This is a genomic window from Psychrobacter sp. ANT_H3, assembly GCF_027919975.1.
Taxonomy (GTDB): Bacteria; Pseudomonadota; Gammaproteobacteria; order Pseudomonadales; family Moraxellaceae; genus Psychrobacter; species Psychrobacter maritimus.
The window spans coordinates 167062-189626 of sequence record NZ_JAQISM010000007.1 but is presented as its reverse complement, the minus strand read 5'-3'; the positions used below and the strand labels follow the sequence as shown (position 1 = coordinate 189626).

General features: G+C 43.9%; 15 protein-coding genes. 7 read left to right on the top strand and 8 right to left on the bottom strand.

Annotated elements, in window-relative coordinates; genetic code table 11:
* Window positions 1-4: 4 nt before the first annotated feature.
* Together PG901_RS05760 and acs are read right to left on the bottom strand one after the other, a co-directional pair.
* A complete protein-coding gene (locus PG901_RS05760; RefSeq protein WP_271133835.1) occupies window positions 5-1252 on the bottom strand; it encodes an NAD(P)/FAD-dependent oxidoreductase in 1248 nt (415 codons plus the stop codon).
* Window positions 1253-1678: 426 nt separating this feature from the next.
* Window positions 1679-3640: an acetate--CoA ligase gene (gene acs, locus PG901_RS05755; protein ID WP_271133834.1), complete on the bottom strand. Its 1962-nt coding sequence runs from the start codon at window positions 3638-3640 to the stop codon at window positions 1679-1681.
* 550 nt (window positions 3641-4190) lie between these two features.
* Between acs and PG901_RS05750 the strand changes: the two genes are divergently transcribed.
* Both PG901_RS05750 and PG901_RS05745 read left to right on the top strand, forming a co-directional pair.
* Window positions 4191-5492 carry an NAD(P)/FAD-dependent oxidoreductase gene (locus tag PG901_RS05750; protein WP_271133833.1) on the top strand — a complete coding sequence of 434 codons (1302 nt, stop codon included), beginning with the start codon at window positions 4191-4193 and terminating at the stop codon, window positions 5490-5492.
* Between the two features lie 302 nt (window positions 5493-5794).
* Entirely contained in the window at window positions 5795-6778 is a 984-nt protein-coding gene (locus PG901_RS05745; RefSeq protein WP_271133832.1) for a pirin family protein, read from the top strand.
* 179 nt (window positions 6779-6957) lie between these two features.
* On the opposite strand, the gene PG901_RS05740 is transcribed toward PG901_RS05745, so the two are convergent.
* Window positions 6958-8061, bottom strand: a complete 1104-nt coding sequence (locus PG901_RS05740; protein WP_271133831.1) for an alkene reductase — start codon at window positions 8059-8061, stop codon at window positions 6958-6960.
* A gap of 367 nt (window positions 8062-8428) precedes the next feature.
* On the opposite strand from PG901_RS05740, the gene PG901_RS05735 reads away from it, so the two are divergent.
* A complete protein-coding gene (locus PG901_RS05735; RefSeq protein ID WP_271133830.1) occupies window positions 8429-9574 on the top strand; it encodes a hypothetical protein in 1146 nt (381 codons plus the stop codon).
* A 265-nt stretch (window positions 9575-9839) separates the two neighbouring features.
* Here PG901_RS05735 and PG901_RS05730 read toward each other — a convergent pair whose 3' ends face one another.
* Window positions 9840-11246, bottom strand: coding sequence for an outer membrane protein transport protein (locus tag PG901_RS05730; RefSeq protein ID WP_271133829.1), 1407 nt, complete (start codon window positions 11244-11246; stop codon window positions 9840-9842).
* Between the two features lie 322 nt (window positions 11247-11568).
* Here PG901_RS05730 and PG901_RS05725 point away from each other — a divergent pair, with 322 nt between their 5' ends.
* Window positions 11569-12291, top strand: coding sequence for a hypothetical protein (locus PG901_RS05725; RefSeq protein ID WP_271133828.1), 723 nt, complete (start codon window positions 11569-11571; stop codon window positions 12289-12291).
* Window positions 12292-12338: 47 nt separating this feature from the next.
* Here PG901_RS05725 and PG901_RS05720 read toward each other — a convergent pair whose 3' ends face one another.
* Window positions 12339-13241: a DMT family transporter gene (locus tag PG901_RS05720; protein ID WP_271133827.1), complete on the bottom strand. Its 903-nt coding sequence runs from the start codon at window positions 13239-13241 to the stop codon at window positions 12339-12341.
* A gap of 97 nt (window positions 13242-13338) precedes the next feature.
* The gene (trpB, locus tag PG901_RS05715) at window positions 13339-14565 is read right to left on the bottom strand and encodes a tryptophan synthase subunit beta (RefSeq protein WP_271133826.1); all 1227 of its coding nucleotides are present in this window, start codon (window positions 14563-14565) and stop codon (window positions 13339-13341) included.
* 369 nt (window positions 14566-14934) lie between these two features.
* Here trpB and PG901_RS05710 point away from each other — a divergent pair, with 369 nt between their 5' ends.
* Complete coding sequence (locus PG901_RS05710; protein ID WP_271133825.1) at window positions 14935-16533, top strand: GMC oxidoreductase; 1599 nt, start codon at window positions 14935-14937, stop codon at window positions 16531-16533.
* 121 nt (window positions 16534-16654) lie between these two features.
* Here the strand turns inward: PG901_RS05710 and PG901_RS05705 are convergent, their stop codons facing one another.
* Window positions 16655-18349 carry an AIPR family protein gene (locus tag PG901_RS05705; protein ID WP_271133824.1) on the bottom strand — a complete coding sequence of 565 codons (1695 nt, stop codon included), beginning with the start codon at window positions 18347-18349 and terminating at the stop codon, window positions 16655-16657.
* A 205-nt stretch (window positions 18350-18554) separates the two neighbouring features.
* Between PG901_RS05705 and PG901_RS05700 the strand changes: the two genes are divergently transcribed.
* Both PG901_RS05700 and PG901_RS05695 read left to right on the top strand, forming a co-directional pair.
* Entirely contained in the window at window positions 18555-19574 is a 1020-nt protein-coding gene (locus PG901_RS05700) for a lipoate--protein ligase (RefSeq protein WP_271133823.1), read from the top strand.
* A 220-nt stretch (window positions 19575-19794) separates the two neighbouring features.
* Window positions 19795-20115: a PAAR domain-containing protein gene (locus PG901_RS05695; protein ID WP_271133822.1), complete on the top strand. Its 321-nt coding sequence runs from the start codon at window positions 19795-19797 to the stop codon at window positions 20113-20115.
* A 166-nt stretch (window positions 20116-20281) separates the two neighbouring features.
* On the opposite strand, the gene PG901_RS05690 is transcribed toward PG901_RS05695, so the two are convergent.
* Window positions 20282-22417, bottom strand: coding sequence for an NADPH-dependent 2,4-dienoyl-CoA reductase (locus PG901_RS05690; protein WP_271133821.1), 2136 nt, complete (start codon window positions 22415-22417; stop codon window positions 20282-20284).
* Window positions 22418-22565: the final 148 nt, after the last annotated feature.

Genomic DNA, 22565 nt, shown 5'->3' with positions numbered 1-22565 from the left:
TGACTTAACCCGCACTAATTAATGAGCGCGCGCAAATCCTTGCCACTGTTTGTGTTGCCATCTGATAACAGCTTTCGATATTGCCCTGCCCGCACCAGTCGCCGCTGACAATCCATTGCTGCTCGTTATCAGCCAATATGCCTACTGCATCTTTATTAGCATCTGTATTATTAGAGTCTGTATTAGAAACCTTGACGGTCGCCGCATAACGCCAGCGATGACAGTCAACTTGGCTTGGTGTACTGTCTGCCTTCCAACCTAAGGCTTGCTTGGCGGCTGCTAATAACTGCGCTTTTATCGTATCCATATCGGCATCGACGTGCTGCTCTGACCAATCATTGCGCGCATGAATAGTAATACTGGGTAATAGCTCATTATGCGCAGGCTTTTGCTGCTCGATAAAGATTCTATCAAGTATAGAATCCTGCACATACGCCACATCCCATACCATTTCCTGATGCTTTAATGATTCAGGCAATGGCTGCTTATCATCCCAGCCAAGCATCAAGGTATAGCAGGCTTGCATTTGTGGCTCAGTGATTTTTGCTAATTCAGAAAAACCACTATTTGCCATCAGTTCTACAGCTTGAGCATTTGGCGCGGTACAAATGACCCAATCAAAACTGCCAAGACTGTTGCCGTCTTCATCAAACAGTTCAGTTTTCTGACTGGTTTCTTTGCTGACTTTATTAGCGAGAGTTTGCTTATGTTCTGCCAAAGCCACGACGCGGGTTTTAAATTCGATGGTCGTATACTGTAACTCATCGGCTAATGCTCGCCCCCAACTGGTCATTTTTGGCGTGCTGATATAGCGCGCCTGAACCCTGCTCCATTGCTCTTTAGCTTGAATATCAGCTGTCTGATTATTCGCATCTATTGGCGTTAAGCTCACTACTTGCGCGCACCAAGGCTGTAGCAAACCTGTCTGTAACCAAGGCTTAATAAACTGCTGAAAGCTTGTACTCTTGGCGGTAAAAAACTGTGCACCAAATGCCCATTGCCATTTTTTATTAGTGTGGCTATCGGTGCGATAACGAGTCGCCAAACGACCGACGCTGCGAGATTTTTCAAAAATGGTAATTTCTGGTATTAAGGCTTTGTCATTAACTTTCTGGTCATTAATTTTCTGGTCATTCATTTGGCTAAAAGCACGCTCTAATAAGGTTGCGGTAAATAAGCCCGTTAAGCCGCCACCAATAATGGCAATTTTCGGCGATGATGTCTGAGCAAGCAGCAAAGAAGAGTCAGGCATAATGACAGTAAACCTTATAAAGTAGGGAGCAAATATAGTAGATTCAATGTAAAAAACACCGTGCTGCTGGGATGAGTTTTTCGAAGCCTCTGGAGTGCGAAGCACACAGCAAGCGAGGAAAATTTATACCAGCAGAAGATTGTTTTGAACGTGGCTCTTTTATCTTAAACCGACTATAGAAACCATAGAAGCTGAAGCCATAAAACAGCGCCGCTATATTAAATATATTGAACCTTTAAAGCCGGTCAATATCAATAACGTCTACGTAAAAGAGCCATGCTATTTTTGCTAACATGGCTCTTTATTGTTTCACTTACATTTATAAAAGCTTATTTATAAGCCTAATTATTGGCTATTGGCGCTAAAAAATTACTTTTGACGATTTTATCTATCGATACCTACTAGATAGCTATCTAATAGCTCCTATCAGTCTCCGCGTTCAGCTTTCACCACATCAACTAGCTCATTGATAACGGCGCTATCAGCAAGGGTCGATAAATCACCCAGTCCAACATATTGCCCTGCTGCAAGATTACGCAGGATACGGCGCATGATTTTCCCAGAGCGCGTCTTGGGTAACACATTGACCATATAGATAGCATCTAAATTGGCAATCGGACCAATCTCCATACGCACATGGCGGTTCAGCTCTGATTTTAGGGATTCGGTAGCAGTTTCGCCCGATTTTAGGATAATAAAGGCGCATATACCCATACCGCGAATGTCGTGCGGCATACCAACAATAGCCGCCTCAGCGGTCGCCGGATGCGCCACTACCGCACTTTCAATCTCTGCGGTGCCCAATCGATGTCCTGAGACATTGAGCACGTCATCTACCCGTCCGGTAATCCAATAGTGCCCGTCTTCGTCTCGCTGCGCGCCATCACCCGTAAAATAGTAGCCCGGATATTCTGTAAAATAGGTTTTTAAAAAACGTTCATGATCATTATAAATGGTACGCATCTGCCCCGGCCAGCCGCCGCTAATTGCAAGGTTGCCTTCGGCCGAGCCTTCGAGTATCTCGCCATCACCGTCAACAACGACGGGTACAATACCGTACAAGGGATTCATCGCCGCACCCGGTTTCATATCTACCGTGCCCGGTATCGGCGCCAGTAAAATACCGCCGGTTTCCGTCTGCCACCAGGTATCGACAATCGGACATTTACCGCCGCCGACGACATGATAGTACCAATCCCACGCTTCCGGATTGATCGGCTCACCAACGGTGCCGAGCAAGCGCAAACTTGAACGATTCGACTCACGGACAAAGGTATCACCCTCTTTCATCATGGCGCGAATCGCCGTCGGTGCCGTGTACAAAACCGTGACTTGGTGTTTATCAATAATATGACCGATACGCGCCCACGTTGGATATTCTGGTACGCCCTCAAACATAACGGTCGTCGTACCATTGGCAAGCGGCGCGTAAGTAGCATAGGTATGACCCGTCACCCAGCCGACATCCGCCGTACACCAGTAGACATCGTCTTCTTTAATATCAAACACATCACGGAAGGTAGAAAGCGCATAGGTGATATAACCGCCAGTGGTATGCAACACGCCTTTGGGCTTGCCCGTTGAGCCTGAGGTATATAATAAGAATAGCGGGTCTTCGGCATTCATCACTTCAGGTTCGCAATGCTTTGACTCACCATCAACCAAACTGTGATACCAAACATCGCGGCGACCACTCATTGGTACAGAATTGCCCGTACGATGCACGACAATGACGTTGGTCACACTATCAGTACCATCCATGTCTAAAGCGCGGTCGACACTGGCTTTGAGCGGCGTGCGCTTATTACCGCGGATACCTTCGTCAGCGGTAATGACCAGTTTAGATTGACTGTCAATAATACGGTTGCCCAAACTCTCAGCAGAAAAGCCGCCAAATACCACCGAATGCACCGCCCCAATACGGGTACACGCCAGCATGGCCACCATCGCTTCTGGTATCATGGGCATATATAAGGTGACGCGATCGCCCTTTTTCACTCCAAGTTTGCGCATGGCATTGCCTAGGCGACAAACCGCTTCATGCAGCTCTTTAAATGAGATGATTTTATGCAGTGACGGATGGTCACCTTCCCAAATAATCGCCGGTTTATAGGGGTTATTTTTAACATGGCGGTCAAGGCAGTTGACTGAAATGTTCAGCTCACCATCTTCATACCATTTGATATGAAAATCTTCTAAGTCATAATTAACATTGCTAATTTTGGTGGGTTTTTTTATCCAATCAATCAGCTCGGCACGCTTCGCCCAAAAGGCATCGTTTGCCTCAGGTGACGCAATGGATTGTTGATAGTCTTTAGTGTATTGTTCGGCGGTGGTATTGGCAGCGGCGACAAATTCAGCCGTGAGAGGAAATGATTTCTGAGTCATCGTAGTCATCCTTTTCTAATTATTATGACCGGTAGCGGCTTTCATGAAGCGACTGACGTCAAACGCCAGTCGTCAAACAACAATCGCTGCTACAGGTGATAAGCGTCATCTTCCATAATGTGACACCTAAGGATAGTTTGACAAATAAGCGCGAGGGTTGCAAGACATCAACCGCGAATCACAACAATTCCTCTGCACAGCTGTATACTTGATAAAGCATTACATATCTTGATGAATCGATTGATTATTCAATAATATTCTCTATACCTGCATTTTTATAATCTTTAGCAGTTTTCGGTGCATAGAGAATCTCTCATCGCCTTATTTAATCCTTGTAAGCTGAAAGAAAACATGGACAATGGCTACCTTAAAGATCGGCTTAAAAATAGCGGCAAGCTATATTTAGTAGCCTGCTATTTCTTTGCCTCAAAACCTACTATTTATTTTATTGCTAATTTTATTGTTAATGTTATAGCTACTTTTATTACTGCCTTTATAGCTACCTTTTATTTTAACCTTTACAACCTCTCGCTTTTTGGAACATATCGTCATGGAAAATACCCGCAATGCACCATCACACAATCATTATGATGTCATCGTCATCGGCGCTGGTGCGTCAGGGTTATATTGTGCGCTCACCGCGGGTCGCCGTGGTCGCCGCGTCTTGGTGCTCGACCATGCCAATAAAGCCGGTAAAAAAATCCTCATGTCAGGTGGCGGTCGCTGCAACTTTACCAATTACTTCGTCGAGCCTGAGCATTTTATCGGTAGCAATGCGCATTTTTGTAAATCCGCGCTGAGCCGTTATCCGAGTTGGGAATTCATCGGCATGGTTGAGCAGCACAAAATCCCTTACCATGAGCGCGAGCACGGACAGCTATTTTGTGATGATTCGGCGCAAGATATTTTAACCATGCTCCTTGATGAATGCGCCGCCGTAGGTGTGCAAGTCAGACTCAATACCCAAGTCGACAGCGTGCAAGCACTCGAAAACGATAAAAAATCCCGCTTTCAACTATTAACAACCAAAGCGCTCAGTAAAAAAGAAAAACAAGAGAGAAAAGACAGCGGCAATCAAAGCAAGCTGCCGCAAACCAGCTATCGCTGCGAGTCGCTCGTGGTAGCGACGGGCGGCTTATCGATTCCGACACTCGGCGCGAGCGGATTTGGTTACGAGCTTGCGCAGCAGTTTGGACATACGCTGGTAGCAACCGATGCCAGCCTTGTACCTTTTACTTTTACCGATAAAACCGGTGAGCTGATTCGCACGCTTGCCGGTATCAGTCTGCCGGTGATTGCCAGTAATGAGCGCATCTCCTTTAAGCTGCCGCTGCTCTTTACCCATCGCGGACTGTCTGGTCCGGCTATGCTGCAACTGTCCAACTATTGGCATCTTGGCGAAACCATCAGCATCAATTTGATGCCTGATATAGATATGACGGCGCTTTTTCTTGCCCATAAAAAATCACACCCACGCCAGCTTATCCGCACGGTTTTGGGAGACAATACCGACAATGCTTTGCCGAAAAAACTGCTGGCAGCGCTACAAACGCATTTGTGGGACGATATCAAAGATACCGAGCTTGCTAATATTAAAGATGAGCGCTTGATAGAGCTTGGGACAACGCTGAACGGCTGGCAGCTAAAACCGTCTGGCACCGAAGGCTATCGTACCGCTGAAGTCACACGCGGCGGCATCACAACCGATGAAGTCTCGTCAAAGACCATGCAAAGTAAACATCAAGACGGGCTATATTTTATCGGCGAAGTGCTCGACGTCACCGGTTGGCTTGGTGGCTATAATTTCCAATGGGCATGGGCCAGTGGTTTTGTTTGCGGTGAAGTAGTTTGATATTAAGGCATACCTTTAATTCAAACGCTAGCTATTCAAATTCTAGCTATTCAAACACCAGTTATCTAAACGCAGGTTATCCAAATGGGATAGAAACCAATAAACGCTTGATAACTGTGAATATAATCATTATATAGACTCATATAAATTTAGAATTACTTAATAGTTAGCAGAACATTATTATTGAAGCATTATTATTTAATCATGAGCATTTAAATAACTCATGTTAGATAATTGTGGCTAAAGAATAACTGTTAACTAGATGGGTATTTATTAATACGCTTAGGCTTACGAGGTGTTCAATGCGTTCCATCAAACATATTTATGGTGATAAAGAGCCGCATTGGGTCGGCGACGGTTTTTATGTCAAAACCTTGTTCAATCACCTAGATGATGATCCTGATTTTAATCATCGTCATACTGACCCGTTTTTATTATTAGACTATGGTCAGCCGACCAACTTTGCCCCAAATCCAAACTATAAGACGCAGCCGCACGGCGTTGGGCAGCATCCGCATAAAGGTTTTGAGACGGTAACGATTGCCTATGCCGGCGAGATTAGTCATGCTGATTCGGCCGGTGGTTATGGCGTCATCCAAGAAGGCGGTGTGCAATGGATGACTGCGGGGCGCGGTATTATGCACGAAGAGTTCCACTCGCCAGCCTTTGGCCAACGTGGCGGTCCTTTTAGCATGGTGCAATTATGGGTGAATTTGCCGAGCGCCCATAAGCTGACTGAGCCCAAGTATCAAACTTTAACACGGGCTGATTTGCCTATCGTTAATTTAACCGATAATGAAAACGGAAATGAGATAGGTAAAGCAGCGATTATTGCAGGTGAGTGGCAAGATACGACAGGCGCGGCAAGTACCTTTACGCCTATCAATATGTGGGATATCGAATTGCATAGCGCTGGCTCAACGACACTGCAAGTGCCAAACAGCCATAATGTCATGATATTGGTACAAGAAGGCGCGCTACTGATTAACGATACGCCAGTGAGCGCAGGTAGTCTGATTCAGTTTGCCACGCCAACTGATACTGATCTTGATTCTGATATCAATGCTGCCCATGAACCATCAGCAACGCAGGTAAGCGATAGCATTAAGCTAACATACCCTAAGCTCTCCGATGATGAACAAGCGCCAAGTACGGTTAAATTACTACTATTAAGTGGTGAACCGATCGGTGAGCCAGTAGCAGGCTACGGTCCGTTTGTCATGAATACCCAAGCAGAGTTAAAGCAAACGTTTCGTGATTACCAAATGGGTAACTTTGGTAAATAGCCAAATATTACCCATTAAAAAAGCCACCTTGCTGATTATCGCAGGGTGGCTTTTTTATGCACTGTCACTTTATCCTAATCAATAAAGCCACCTTGCTGATTATCGCAGGGTGGCTTTTTTATGCACTGTCACTTTATCCTAATCAATAAAGCCCGTTGAATGATTTATCCGATCAACATTTATGCTTGATTTAAAAACGGATAATCGGTATAGCCTTCCGTACCACCACCATAAAAGGTTTGCGGATGTTGCTCATTAAGCGGCGCACCTTCACGGATACGTTCCGCTAAGTCAGGATTGGCAATATAGTCACGACCAAAAGCCACCGCATCGATATAGCCATCTTTGATATTCTGCTCTGCTTTTTCAGCGGTATAGCCACCAGCAGCAATAATCATCTGCCCAAAAGCGTCACGAACGCGCTGACGGAATTCAGGGCTATAAGGCGTACCACCTGCCCAGTCAGGCTCAGAGAGATGCAGATACATCAAACCGCGCTTATTAATCTGCTCAATGAGCCAGATGTTTTCGTCTTCATTGTAGCCCGCTTCGACATTATTAAACGTACCAAGCGGTGACACGCGAATACTGACATGGTCAGCATCCCACGCAGCGACACAAGCATCGATGACATCAAGGGTCAAACGCGCACGATTCTCGCGGCTACCGCCATATTCATCATCACGCTGGTTGGTTTGCTCAACCCAAAACTGATGCAGCAGATAACCATGCGCGCCATGAATCTCTACGCCATCAAAGCCTGCTTCTTTGGCATTTTTGGTCGCAAGCCCAAAGTCAGCGATAACTTGCTGCACTTCCTCAAGCGTGGCTGGGCGTGGCGGTGTGGCAGCAACGCGAATCGCTTGATTATTACTGTCACGCAATGAGGTACGTACACCAACGTCGATATCAGACGCTGAGATAGGCGCTTTGCCATCTGGTTGGACGCTTTCGTGGGCGACCAAACCCGTGTGCCATAACTGGACGACAATCTTGCCGCCTTTAGCATGAACATTATCAACGATGGTTTTCCATGCCGTCGTTTGGTCTTGGGTATGAATACCTGGCGCGCCCGCATAACCTTTGGCCTGAAAAGATACCTGCGTCGCTTCGGTAATGACCAATCCTGCGCCACTACGCTGCGCATAATACTCGCTGGCTAACGCCGTAGGAACATCGCCCGGTTCAACCGCACGTAAGCGGGTCAACGGTGCCATGATGATGCGATTCTTTAGAGTTTGAGTGCCCATTTTTACGGGTTCGAATAAGTTATCGTGTGCCATGAGATGCCTTGTTTGTTGTTATAAAAATACGGTTTTAACAGTGGTTAAATATTGATAAATAGCGCTTGTCATTATCATATTGTCACTTATCATTATGAAGCCGTCTATTGATCAGCCGTGTTCTTTATAGGGGGTAGAGAGGAGGATTCCAAGTAAAACTTACAAACAAAAACACCGACACAAGTATATTTTCAACCTTTTAAACGCTATTATTTATGTGACCTTATAAGGGTATTAAGATAATAAAATCAGTGGAAATCTTATCAAACGATATATGCGCCACCCATACACCTTTTGCCAATTTTATAAATAACTATCACCATTATTAGCCTTCACTTTTTTGGCATTTACTTAAGGGATAGAGTCCATGCAAAAAACCATATTATCACTTACGATAGGACTAATTTTCCTCTTGAGTGTGAGCGTGGGTGTGAGCGCCTGCCAACCCAAATCAGATGCGTTATCTGAAGCAAATGAGGCGAAAAATACAGAACAAGTCAATAAGCAGGCATCCTTAGAAAAATCAGCAACCAAAACGACTACCGCAACAGACTCAGCGCTAGACGCAAAAACCTGCTTAGAGTTGAGTAAATCCATGGGAAAAGTGGATAACAGCAGCAAAATTGAAGCTATTTATGCCATCCAAAAACAATTAACAGCCTGTTTGCCAACGGCCAGTAATGCCGAAGTATTGAATTTGCTAAAAGACTATCAAGCGATGTATGAGCATTTTTTATGGGAGGAAACTGATATTAGTGATTCAGAATTTGACCAAGATTTTTTTGACGTGATGAATGCCTTAGAGGAAGGAGAAAAAGTAACGGAAGAAAAACTAAACAATCTGAGCCCACGCGTACGCTACTTGATTGGCCTCATCCAAAATGATGCTGATGTTAGAGTTTACAATTTAGGCGAAGGTTACTATGCCTTTAATCATGATTTGAAAGCAATGGCAGATATTTTTACCCCTTATTTGCGCCAAGACCAAAAAGCATTTATCCAGCGGATGGCAATAGAAAATCAAGACATTTTTTTGAGTGATGCCGCCATTACTACCTCTTTTGCAGAGTTAGTTGAGCGTGCGGTGTTTTGGGAAGATTATATAACACGTTATCCAAATGGCTATGCTGTGCAAGATGCCAAGGTGCTACTAGATTCGTATCGCTATTACTTATTTTTTGGCTCAGACAATACCGGATGGACGGATGATGATATTCGTGAGTTTCTAGAACCAGAATATAAGCAGACGATGGTTGCACTCAGCAAACGTCCCGATAGTATTTTAGCAAAAGATGCAACAAACTATCTTAACTTTATGGCGTTATCCGATAGTGAGCGTCAACAGCTTTATCCAGCGCCTAGTACCGATGAAGATGGTGACGGGATGCACTATAGGTCAATGACCTACTATCGATTAAATCAAGCCATGCAGATTCCATCCATTTGGCATACTGAGGGTGATAATCGAGAATGCTTGGAAGGGCTGTTTTGCCAAGATATAAGCGTTGATTAATAAAGCGCATTTCAAGCAATAAAAAAGCACCTGCTTTTTAAAGTAAGTGCTTTTTCTAATCGTTATTTTTAACAAACAATCTTAGGGCGTGTCCTCAATTCAATCGATAGACATCTAAATGGTCTAAAAATGGCTAAATTTTGCCAAACTTCGTCAAATAGCTGGGTAATATCCCGATATTAACTGCACTATTTTCCTTGTTTGGCTACAATTTATCTCATTTTTATCACCATTTTTAAAATGAGCACACGCCCTAGTCAATTCTTTAAAAATGATAACCAAGTTTCATACCGAGCGCGTAGCCCGTACCATCATCGATATTGGCTACCCGACCATCAACCTTGGTATCGACTGGACCGCCTTCAAACCACATATACTGACCGCCCGCAGAAACACTAAGCTGCTCGGTCAATTTGTATTGCGCGCTTAATCCCAAGCTTTTGATAGAGTCATAAGGTCCTAATAAACTGAGCGGCGCACCGGTGCCATGGTCATAACCCAAGCGTACTTCGCCTGAAACTTTTGGATTAAACTGTTTACCCAATGCCACCTCAACCGCGTAACCGTCTTTTTTATAGGCCGCTAGTGGCTCTTGTGTTGATAACGATGCCAAAGGCGGGGCAACACTAAAATTACTCCAATCTACCCAGCGCGCGTTGACCATACCTAAAAGCTGATACTTTTCACTGAGGCCGGTTTGGAAATCAAAATTGACCGACTGCGGCATTTTAACTTCGGTCTTGCCCGCTAACGGTAAGGCAACTTCGTCAGTAGCTGGTCCCGGTGTTACCCCATCACCGCCAGCGATAGGCGGCAAAATAACTTGCAGGTTTTCTACCCCAGATACCTGATATTTGGCGGGCGCGCGATACGTTAACGCCGCGCGCAAGGCAATCTCCGGCTTCTCATACGCCATACCAATCACCGGCGCGAGCGTGCTTTCGTTTTCAAAGTCTAACGTATAATAAGTCGGCGCTATCGCCACAGGGTTAATAGCCGCTTCATTAATAGCACCCAAAGTTGCGGCTTCAGTTGGCGTAATCGTGCCATTATTTTGTTTATTGACCAAATCATAATAAGCGGTAGTCGTTGGTATGCCAAAGAGCGCGCCCGCCTCATCGATCACTTGTGACACTGCCGTAGTCAAACCTACTGGCTGCGCGCCAGTAATTTTGCCTTTTAGCGTTTGGTATTCAAGACCACCATATAACCACACATTATTGCTAATCTTACCGCCGCCTAAAAGCGTGATACCGGTTGTCTCTACTCGCGCCTCGGTCGTGCCCATGCTATTGTTAAATATATTCCCTGCTGGATATTGGGTATCGACGCCAAAGGGTTGCTCGTAAATCACTGCCAATGCCGTATTGGCTGTCGGGGCGATTTTAATAGCCGCGCCGGGTAAATCAAAGTCATCCATCATGTCGCCGATTTTATTACCAGCAGCATCGGTGCCTTCAATTTTTGGGTCAACATACGCATAAGATAGCTCGGCATAATTACCCGGCTCAAAAAAAGGCGCGACCGATTGTTTGCTGTATTCGATGCCAGCGGCATGTGCTGAGCTGATGGCGAGACTTAACGCCGTCAAAGAGCCGGCAGTGAGCAAATAGCGCGAAGAACGAGAAAGGGTAGCAGAATTCATAAATCCTAAAAACAGCTGAGCGCTCATGACAATATCCTTTTGTCAGTTAAAAACACAACCAAACCATAAAATTATTTACACTTTTTATAGTTGGCATTGGTTTCTAGATTAAATAGCGAATGTCGACCTTTGTCAATATATCAGCAGCAACTTTATGGGATTCTCTATTTAATTGAACAGCAGAAAAGGTTAAGCTCTTAACGCTTCTCTAATTTTTTTCGCTAAAACTTTAATGCGTTACTTGTATTCATTTAGAAAATTAGTCAACTTATTTATGCAAAATTGGCTTAATATCATATTTAACAATCCTTTCTCGATTGCCCTTTATTTTTTAAGCAGAGAAAATATAATGTCAAAATCACTTTCCAAACTATGTTTAGCTGGCTCATTAGTTTTAGGCTTAAGCGGTTGTATCGTCAGCGAAAAGCTCGATTATCAATTGATGGTACAAGAAGATGCCAAATGGGTGGCCGATGAGCAATTTACCGACACGATTATTGCTGTTGGCAAGCCTGCCGCGCCTATTCAAGGCGTTGAGCATGCCATTGTATTTGCCGGAGAAAAGCGCAGCTATTTGGTGCAGAGCGCCAAGAGAGATCGTGAGTTTATTGATATTTTAGAGCAAGTGGATTTGGCTTATTTTTCCTTTAAACCGATGCCGGCATTCAATGCGCCATATTTTAGAATAAGAATAGGCGAGCAAGGCTGCACATCAAAGCAAGGATGCATTGCCACCATATTATGGTTTGAAAAACCGACCCATCTACTAGCCGCCAGTGAAACTGCTAAACTTGAAGGGTTTGATTTTACTTGTCATGATGGTTTTGCAGGTGGTATGACACGCTGTACAAAAAATCTCTGGCGCCTCCCTGTGACGGTGGCACCGGCGGTGAAAAATATCGAGACGTTATCATATCGCTTGCGCCAACCGACCACGCTAAAGTTTTATCATTATCAGCCAGACAAAGCATTAGCAGAAGAAAAAAGGCTGAAAGCGCTGATGCCATTTGCCAAGGCGTTTGACATCATTACCTTTCCCATTCAATTTATTATGGTAGAAGGTGTTAATTAAGCGCCATTGATTAAAAGGCTATTTATCAATTAGAAAAAATCAATATCTCAGGATTTCAGCATCTTTTTGATAGACAACTCTAAAGACAGATAGGTACCAAACAATATCACCACCGAGCCGATAATCGCTGGCGTGTCTAAAGCCTCACCAAGCAGCAGATAGCCTAAAATAATGGCAAAAATCGGAATCACTAAGGTAATACTGGTCGCGCGCATCGGACCGATACTTTTAATCAATTGATTCATAAAAATCAGCGCGATGGCGGTTGAAAAGACGCCAATACAAATCACTGACGTCCAAGCAGTGAGGCTAATGGTTTTGCCATAGGGAAACTCATAAACCGCTATCGGCAGCATGATAATACTGGCGATGATAAGCGAGCCTGCGGTAATCGCCACCGGCGAGACATCGTATAAATAGTTTCTGGTGATATTGGCGCCGACGGCATAACCGACACAGGCCAATAATGCGTAGCCCATCGGCAGTAACCCTGAGCCTGACTCAGCGCCCTGCCCGCTGCCGCCAAATAAGTTCTCACTCATCAAAATAACCACGCCGATAACGCCAATGATTAAGCCGATAATTTGTTTTTTTGACAGTCGGTCTTTAAAAAAGGTGCTGGCGATAAAACCGCTCATCATCGGTACAGACGCATTAAGCACCGCCAACACCCCAGCATTGACCGAGCGCGCTGAAAAGGCAAACAGGATAAAAGGGATAGCCGCAGAGAACAGTCCGACTAGGGTCAGTACTTTCCAGTTATCACGTATACCTGCTCTGTTTTTTGAGCTGATTAAGACAAAAACCAGCATCACCAAACCGGCAAATACCACCCGCAAACTGGCAAACGCTAGCGAGCCAAATTCTGGCACGCCGATACGGTAAAAAATAAAAGACAGCGACCACATAAAGGACAGTGTCATAAAAATAATGAGGTCGCGGTTGGACATGGGTGAATCCTATCAAGCGTTAGACGTTAAAAAAACCACGATGATAACTGGTTAAACGCTTGAGAGCTGTTGTCTTTTTATACTGCTTGCAGATTTTTTATAGCTTTACCTTATCCAAAATAAAATCAATATCTTTATCGCCGCGCCCTGATAGATTCACCAAAATCGTCTCATCCGCTGACATATCTTTGGCGATTTTCATCGCATAGGCAATGGCATGTGCCGACTCTAAAGCAGGGATAATACCCTCAAGGCGTGATAGCGCCATAAAGGCTTCTAAACATTCTGCATCAGTCGCTGATTCATACGTAGCCAGTTGTAAATCTCTTATGTGCGAATGCTGTGGTCCAACGCCCGGGTAATCTAGACCAGAGGCAATCGAATGTACCGGTGCAGGCTCGCCTTTTTCATCAAGCAATACATAACACTTAAAGCCATGAATCTCGCCTTTGACGCCGAGCGACATTGTCGCCGCATGATTGGGTGTATCCAAGCCCTCACCTGCAGGTTCCACGCCGATTTTTTGTACCTCTGCATCATCAAAAAAGCCGCTAAACATGCCAATAGCATTGGAGCCACCGCCAACACAAGCGACCACCTTATTAGGTAGCTTATCCGTCGTCGCTAAGAACTGCGCTCGTGCTTCATGCCCAACCACCGATTGAAAATAGCTGACCATTTCAGGATATGGCGCCGGCCCCAGTGCCGAGCCAATCGCAAACATACTGGTATCAAGCTCACTCAAATAAGTCTCAAAAGCGCTATCGACTGCTTCTTTTAGCGTCCCTGCACCGCGTGATACTGGCACGATATTGGCACCCAAAATCTTCATCCGGCTGACGTTTGGATGTTCTTTTTTAATATCGACCACACCCATGTGTATTTCACACTCCATACCCATCAAGGCCGCTGCCGTTGCCAACGCGACGCCATGTTGCCCCGCGCCCGTTTCCGCAATCACCTTTTTTTTGCCTAATTTCTTGGCTAATAACACTTCACCCAAACAGTGATTAATTTTGTGTGCGCCCGTATGGTTTAAATCCTCACGTTTAAAATAAATCTGCGCGCCGTCGCAATGCTGGGTCAAACGCTGCGCATGATAAATGGGACTTGGACGACCAACATAAGTCTCACGCAAGCGCTTCATCTCTTTGATAAAGTCGTCGTTTTTGATAATTTCACGAAACCCTACTTCGATCTCGCTCATGGCTTTAGCAAGCTCAGGATGACCAATTTTGCCACCGAACTCACCATATAAACCCTCGCTATTCGGCAAGATGGATTGATGTAAACCGTAGTCCGTGGCGGTATTTTGCGTTGTCATAGTTAAGCCTTATTGTTTTAAATTAATTACTACTATTGTTGTCTTTGCCGAATTATTTAGCGTTTTTAATGATAAGAATGTTTTAATGTATTTGCGTTCTAGTACATTGAAACAAGATAGTAAGCGAAATTCCCTATTTGGTCAAGTTTACGCCTTCCTATAAAAATAACTGACTAAAAACTGGCAAGAATAATCGATGAACGAAAGCCCGATTTATCTATAAGTATTACAGCAATCGTGTGACTGAAATAATAACGCAACCTATGTTTGCTAATATGATGCTCGCTTGGCTTAGCGCACCTTTACAGTCAAAAGCTAATATTATTCAACTCGGGCTTTTTTAGCTTAAATATCAAATTAGGATACACCATGCAACGACGCCAACTGATTAAAGCCATGGGTTTAAGCTTAGGCGCTATCAGCACCTCCGCTGCGGTGAGTGGCTGCCAAACGCTTGCCAAGCAGCCAAAACTACCAAGCACCATCACCCAAATGGGACACTTCCCCAATATCATCGTCGGTAGTGGTTACGGCGGCGCGGTATCAGCGCTACGATTAAGCGAAAAAGGTCATAAAGTATTGATACTTGAGATGGGTATGCGCTGGGATAGAACGCCCGAACATAATACCTTTTGCAAAATGATTAGCGCCGATAAACGCTCAAGCTGGTTTAGCAATATGCCAAACGCCCCTATCCCGATTCCAATTCCTATCAGAAAATACCCGGGAGTTTTGGATTTAATCGAATACGACGATATGAAAGTATTCGCAGGGCGTGCTTATGGCGGCGGCTCCATCGTCAATGGCGCGATTGCCATTCAGCCAAGACGCTCGCATTTTGAAGAAGTGTTTCCTTGGATTGATTCTAATGAGATGTACGATACCTATTTTCCCCGTGCCATGAAAAACCTGAAAGTCAGTAAAATCCCTGAATCGTTTTTTAATGAGTCCGAGCATTATGAATACACTCGTGCAGCTGAACGCCAAGCCGCGAAAGCTGGACTTAAAACCGAATTCTTTGGTAATAGCTATGACTTTGATTATATGCAAAAGGAAGCGCGTGGCGAAGTCTATGCGTCAGCACTCGGCGGTGAAGTGATTTATGGCAACAATGCGGGCAAGTATTCACTGGATTTAACCTACCTAAAAGACGCTGAAGCCACTGGCAACGTCACGGTCAAAACCTTGCGCAAAGTCAATAGCATCCAAGCGCTCGATAATGAGCAACTCAGATTAGAAGTCCACGTCCTCGATACCACGGGCGGCATCGATAAAGTTGAGCATTATACCTGCGATAAGCTATTTCTAAATGCGGGCAGTACTGGCACCTCAGAGCTGCTACTCAAAAGCCAAGCGCAAGGCAAACTAAACAACCTAAACGAACATATTGGTCAGCACTGGGGGCCAAACGGTAACATCATGACCGGACGTAATTTCGTCCACGCCGCGGGCACCACCCAATCTACCATTCCGGTCAAAGGGATAAATATGTGGGACGGCGATAGAGGCGGTTCAAAATACAAAATTTTTGCCGAACTCGCGCCATTGCCATTGGGACTTGAGACTTGGACAACGCTATATCTCGCCATCACTGACAACTCAGAACGTGGCAACTATTACTTTGACAAAGCCAGCAAAACCGTCAAACTAAACTGGAAACGTGAGCAAAATGAGTACTCGGTAAACGCTGCCAAAGAGCTGATCGAAAAACTCGCTAAAGTAAATGGTGGCTCGACTTCAAGCTTATTATTCACCAAAGGCTTCGGCGATAACTTCTGCTATCACCCACTAGGCGGCTGCGTACTTGGCAAAGCGACTGATGGAGTTGGACGCGTCAAAGGGCACGAAAATATATACGTACAAGACGGCGCGTTAATCCCCGGTAGCGCTGGCGTCAATCCGTATGTCTTTATCACGGGACTTGCCGAGCGTAATATGGCGAGTATTTTGAGGGAAGATTTTGGGTAGGTTAATAAGTAATGAATACAAATTTAATCCACCAATTTAGAGGATAAATCTTCAAAATTAATGGATTAAGCTTTGCGAGCTATCTTTAAATAATTATGTAATATAGACTTTTAGCTACTGGTTACAACTGTTTATCCACTCTAATTTTTTCTTTAAGTGTCTCAATTAATTTGGCACCTTTAGCAATCTTATTGGTGCCTCCAAGCTCACGGTACAAATCATATGTTGTGGCTACAGCATAATCAAACATATCATCAGTTAAGTCATCAAGCTTTAGCTTAGATAATTGATTGCTACTCGGATAAAGGCTTTGAGCCATTAAACAGGTTACTGTATATAATATATAGAACTTTATATCTGCAATTTCAGTTATTGTATATTTTTTATCTTTCTTTAGTCTTTCTTCAATGCTCCTTCCTAAGTTGGCAACTAAATAGTATGACTGTAAATCATTATTTTTATGAAATAGTTTAGAGTATGATTCATCGTCTTCTAGCAATGTTGATGGTCTTGCTCTTGCAAAGTTTGGTTTTTGCATTAACACTGAAATTAAGCACTGAGACATAAAAGGAACACTGATTATTTCTTTAGGCTTTTTCCCTTCATTTTTATAAAAGTTCTTTCTTCTATCATAAAAAAGACCTCTGGGTTTGAGAAAATCTTCTATTTGACGGTGTACTTGATCCGTTGCTCTTAATGATGATTTAGGAATTGGCGTTTGACTATTTGTAGCACGAATGATTCGATCACGTGTTTCTTCACTTTCAGGGACAATTATTCTAACAAGTACATCTCGTTTCTCGGATGCTAATTTATCTTGATTCAAACTATAGAAACGATGTATTTCCGAAGATGTTTGCAAGCCATTTACAATCTCAGGGTTATGAACAACCAGCTCTTTTCCTCCCGGAGCAGCAACTTCGCTGGCTAAAATAGTAACACCGTTATTCAACCACCAAAACTCTTCATCTCCAGGATTCTCAAGAGTATCTTGTATTTCATTATTTACATTCGTTTTACCCTGATAATCTCTGACATTAGATTCAAATATGTGTCTAATTAACTTTCCATTTTCATCTGTAATGAATTTAAAGTAATCAGCTAAATTTGTTAGAGCTATAAATACCTGACCTGAAGTCGATAGTGGATTTTCTGATATCTTCAAACGAAATACATCATTTGGTCTTTCCTGTGTCATTTTAACTAACTTTTCAGCACCAAGGAAATAAACATTGGCATCAGCAGCGGGCAACTTGCTCTTGATATCACTCTCTAAGTCAGCACCTTGTTTTTCTACGTTTGGATGTAAATCAACTCCTTTAGAAACATAATAAATACTAACTTTTAACTTTGGCTTTTTGGTTATTAGACCAACATAAGTATTTTTAAATAATTCAAATGCTGCTAATACCTTTTCATTGTATCTGCCAATATAATCATCAGGATTAAAATCTAAATCGAAAAGACTTCTGCATAATCTAGATATCTTTAAAAGAGGTTCTTCTGAAAAAGAATTTTCATATTTCGACTGTATTAAAACTAACTCAATATCCACATTTTTCTTATATTTACCGATTAAACTTTCATCTTCTTTTATTATTTCACCATTTACAAACAGATAAATGGAGTCCACACCGCCATCATGGCTTTTACCCGAAATACCTGCATTAATTTCGTCATAGCTTAACTCGTTTTCCTTTAGTACTTGGAGTGCAGAATAAAACTCAAAGAATTCACTTAAAGGTATATCTTCCCCTAAATCCTCCATTTCTTGATTAATAATTGCATCAAGCAGTATTTGATTATTTTTAGACATCAATTTTCCTTAACCTTGTAGCCCTTTATTTAGGTACAGTAAAATTATATCAGAAAGACTAAAAATAAGTTAACTTCTTAAAACCTCAGACTTAAACCGCTCCCATACCACACACCCATTGAAATCCAACCTTGCATCAGCAACAATGGCAGTATCTATTTATTACACTCAATCTATAAAAACCATTCGGGAAAAAGGATAAATAATGAAACTACGTATTCTAAAATCTGCCGTGACTAACCCTTGGTTTAACCTCGCGACCGAGGATTGGATATTTAATACGCTCAATCCTGACTCGCACACGCTATTCTTATGGCGCAATAGCGAGACCGTGGTCATTGGGCGCTCACAAAATCCGTGGGTAGAATGCAAAATCGATAAGATGGAAGCCGACGATGTGTTTTTGGCACGGCGACAGAGTGGCGGCGGCGCGGTATTTCATGATTTGGGCAATACCAACTTTACCTTTTTATCACCCAAAGACGACTACGATCAAGCAGCGAACTTTACCATTATTATCAATGCGCTCAAAAAATTGGGCATAGAAGCAGATTTATCTGGTCGTAACGATATGCAAGTCGGCGATAAGAAAATATCAGGCAGCGCCTTTAAACATGCGGCGGATCGTAGCTTTCATCATGGCACATTGCTAGTGAACGCCAACATGCAAAAGCTGGGCGACTACCTTAATCCGCATCCGCTTAAGCTCAAAGCAAAAGGTATCAAATCTGTCCGTGCGCGCGTCGCTAACTTGGTTGAGTTTAATGAAGACATCAATCACGAGACTTTATCCGAGGCGATTATCGAGGCGTTTTGCGAATACTATCGTGACACTGATTATGGCGACACCACGCCAGTAGAACAATTGGACGAAGCCAGTCTCGCCAAGCAACCTAACCTGAATAAATACTATCAGCAGATGGCAGATTGGGATTGGCGCTTTGGTAAGACGCCTGAGTTCACCCATCACATTGAGACGCGATTTGATTGGGGCATTATTGATTTGCACCTTGATGTGAAGCAAGCAGTGATACGCGAAGTGGTCATCTTCTCTGACGCGCTAAACGTTGAGTTGATTGATCTTTTAAAAGAATCACTGGCAGATGTTAAGTACGACAAGCATGATATTAAAGCTAAGTTTGATAAGCTCAGCAGAGCGCATGCTGAATTGGCAACGCAGATTGATGATGTGTCTGAGTGGTTACGTGGTGAAATGGAAGGGTAGATTTTTGCTTGTTATTAATAATAAATAAAGGGACTCGAGTTCCTCTTGCAGTCAATTTTTCAAAAGCTTTCATAGTTTACGCCGACTAAGGTTATCATATCATTTATAGCTTTAAATAAACTTAAGTTTGATATTTTTTGCTTTTGCCCTCTATAATATGATGCAAATAATAGAATCGCTATAAAAGTCCAAACTTTAAATATTTAACCAAGGTAGCACTATGGCAGCCTATATAACCGTCGGCGCAAAGACCTCGCACGGTGGGACGGTCATCTCCGGCTCACCGCATACCACTCATAACGGCACTCCTGTCGCGCGTAAAGGCGATAAAGTCATCTGTAAAAAATGCAAAAAGGTCACCACTATCCTTAGTGGTGATGCATCCTTTATCGTCGATGGTGCGCCTATTGCACGCGGCGGCGATGTAACCAGCTGCGGCGCTAAGATGATTGCTAATCAGCAGTCATTTGCGGAGTCCGACTTTGAGGTAATGGGGGTTGAGCAGGCGGTGCCTTTGCAGTTTCCTAAGGCAACTTTATAAAATAGTTTATTCCCTAAAGATAATTTCTCCTAAGAATAACAAGTCTTTAAGATAGAATTCAATAGCTGAATTAGCAAAAAAAGCTCATCATTACCTAACAAAAAAACGGCAGGGGATTTCTCCCCTACCGTATTCTCAATTTAAAACTTTAATTCAAATTAGAATTTTAAATACTCGCCGCAACCTCAGCGCCATCACGAATCGCACGTTTAGCATCTAGCTCAGCCGCTAGCTTTGCCCCACCGATTAGATGGTATTGCGCGTCTGGTGCATCACCGACGTTTGGCATCAGCTCAACGACTGACTCTTGACCGGCACAGACTACGACGCTATCGACACGGAGCAGCTGGCTTTGACCTTGGTTATTGGTGATCCAAATACCTTCATTGGTAATTTTATCGTACTGGGCGCCTGATACTTGGATGACGCCGTGCGATTTAACGTGAGCACGATGTACCCAGCCCGAGGTTTTATTGAGACCACTGCCCAAGCGACCTTTGGTACGCTGCATTAAGTATACTTGGCGCACCGGCTTGATGGCTTCAGGCTTAATCAGACCACCCTCGGTTTGATAATTGGTATCAGAGGTCACGCCCCACTCTTCGCGCCACTCGCTAATTGACTGCGCTTTTGGACGATAGCTTGGGTCTTTTAAGAGCTCAGGACCTAGCTCATCGAGCGGCTGACCATGTTTGGCGGTGAGATATTCACTAACGTCAAAACCGATACCGCCAGCGCCGATGACAGCAACAGTTTCACCAACTGATTTTTCGCCAGAAAGCAATTCAGCATAGCTCATCACTTGTGGTAAATCAGCACCTTCTAGCTTACCTTCAAGACTTCTCGGTACTACACCAGTAGCGACGATGACATGGTGGAATTTGGCTTTCTCTAGCATGGCTTTATCGACTTTGGTATTGAGTTTAATCTCAACGCCTAAGTGCTCAAGCTCATTGATATAGTAGCGAATGGTTTCAAAGAATTCTTCTTTACCCGGGATGACCTTGGCGTAGTTAAACTGACCGCCTAAAATATCTTTTGCTTCAAACAAGGTGACGTCATGACCACGTAGCGCGGCAACATGAGCGGCTGACATGCCAGCGACGCCGCCACCGATAACCGCAACCTTTTTAGGTTTTTTGGTTTTCTTATAAACCAATTCTGTCTCATAGCAAGCTTGTGGATTGACCAAACAGGTCGAGCGTTTATTCTCAAAAGTATGGTCAAGGCAAGCTTGGTTACAGGCGATACAGGTATTGATGCGATCTGCTTGGCCATTTTTAGCTTTATTCACCCAATGCGCATCGGCTAAGAACGGACGCGCCATCTGAATCATATCAGCCTGACCACTAGCGACGATTTCTTCTGCGGTTTCAGGCATATTGATACGGTTGGCTGCCATCATTGGGATACTGATGTGTTTTTTAATTTCAGCGGTGAAATCAACAAAAGCGGCACGCGGTACGCTGGTGACAATCGTCGGAACACGCGCTTCATGCCAGCCGATACCAGTATTCATAATGGTAACGCCTGCTTCTTCTAAGGCTTTAGCGACAGTAATGACTTCATCCATGACGTTACCGTCTTTGACCAAATCAATCACTGACAAGCGGAATAGGATAATAAAATCTTCACCCGTCGCTTCACGTACCGCCTTAACGACATCGACCGCAAACTTCATACGATTTTGAATATCACCGCCATATTCATCCGTACGTTTATTGACATGACGCGATAAAAATTGATTGAGCAAATAGCCTTCTGAGCCCATGATTTCGACACCATCATAACCCGCTTGCTTAGCCAATTTTGCACAGCGCGCATAGTCTTTAACGGTCTGCTCGATATTTTTAATGCTCATTTTACGTGGTTTAAATGGCGAGATTGGCGATTTAATCGGGCTCGCTGATACCGCAAACGGATGATAACCATAGCGACCGCTGTGCAAAATTTGCATGATGATTTTGCTGTCATATTTATGCGCCGCACGGGTGACGCGTTGATGATTAAGGACATCAGCGCGCGTGTTCATGGTACCGCCAGCCGGTAGCAACCAACCTTCACGATTGGGTGAAATACCGCCAGTAATCATCATTGCCACGCCGCCTTTCGCACGTTCGGCAAAATACGCCGCCAGCTTACCGTAATTATAAAAACGGTCTTCAAGCCCCGTATGCATCGAGCCCATTACCATGCGATTTTTCAGCGTGGTAAAGCCCAAATCTAGCGGCTCAAATAAATGCGGATAGTGCTCGTTGGTGCTGGCGGTCTCAATGGTGTTGGCAGTGCGGCTGGCGGTCATATCATTTTCCTTATGAATGGTTTGTGGGACTACTTCTAAAGAGAGTTAGGCTTTATAAATACAGTTAAGCGATTTAAAAGCAATCGGGATTCTCAAAATTATTCAACTGCGGGATTTAGCATTACCGTTATCCTAACACACCGCCATT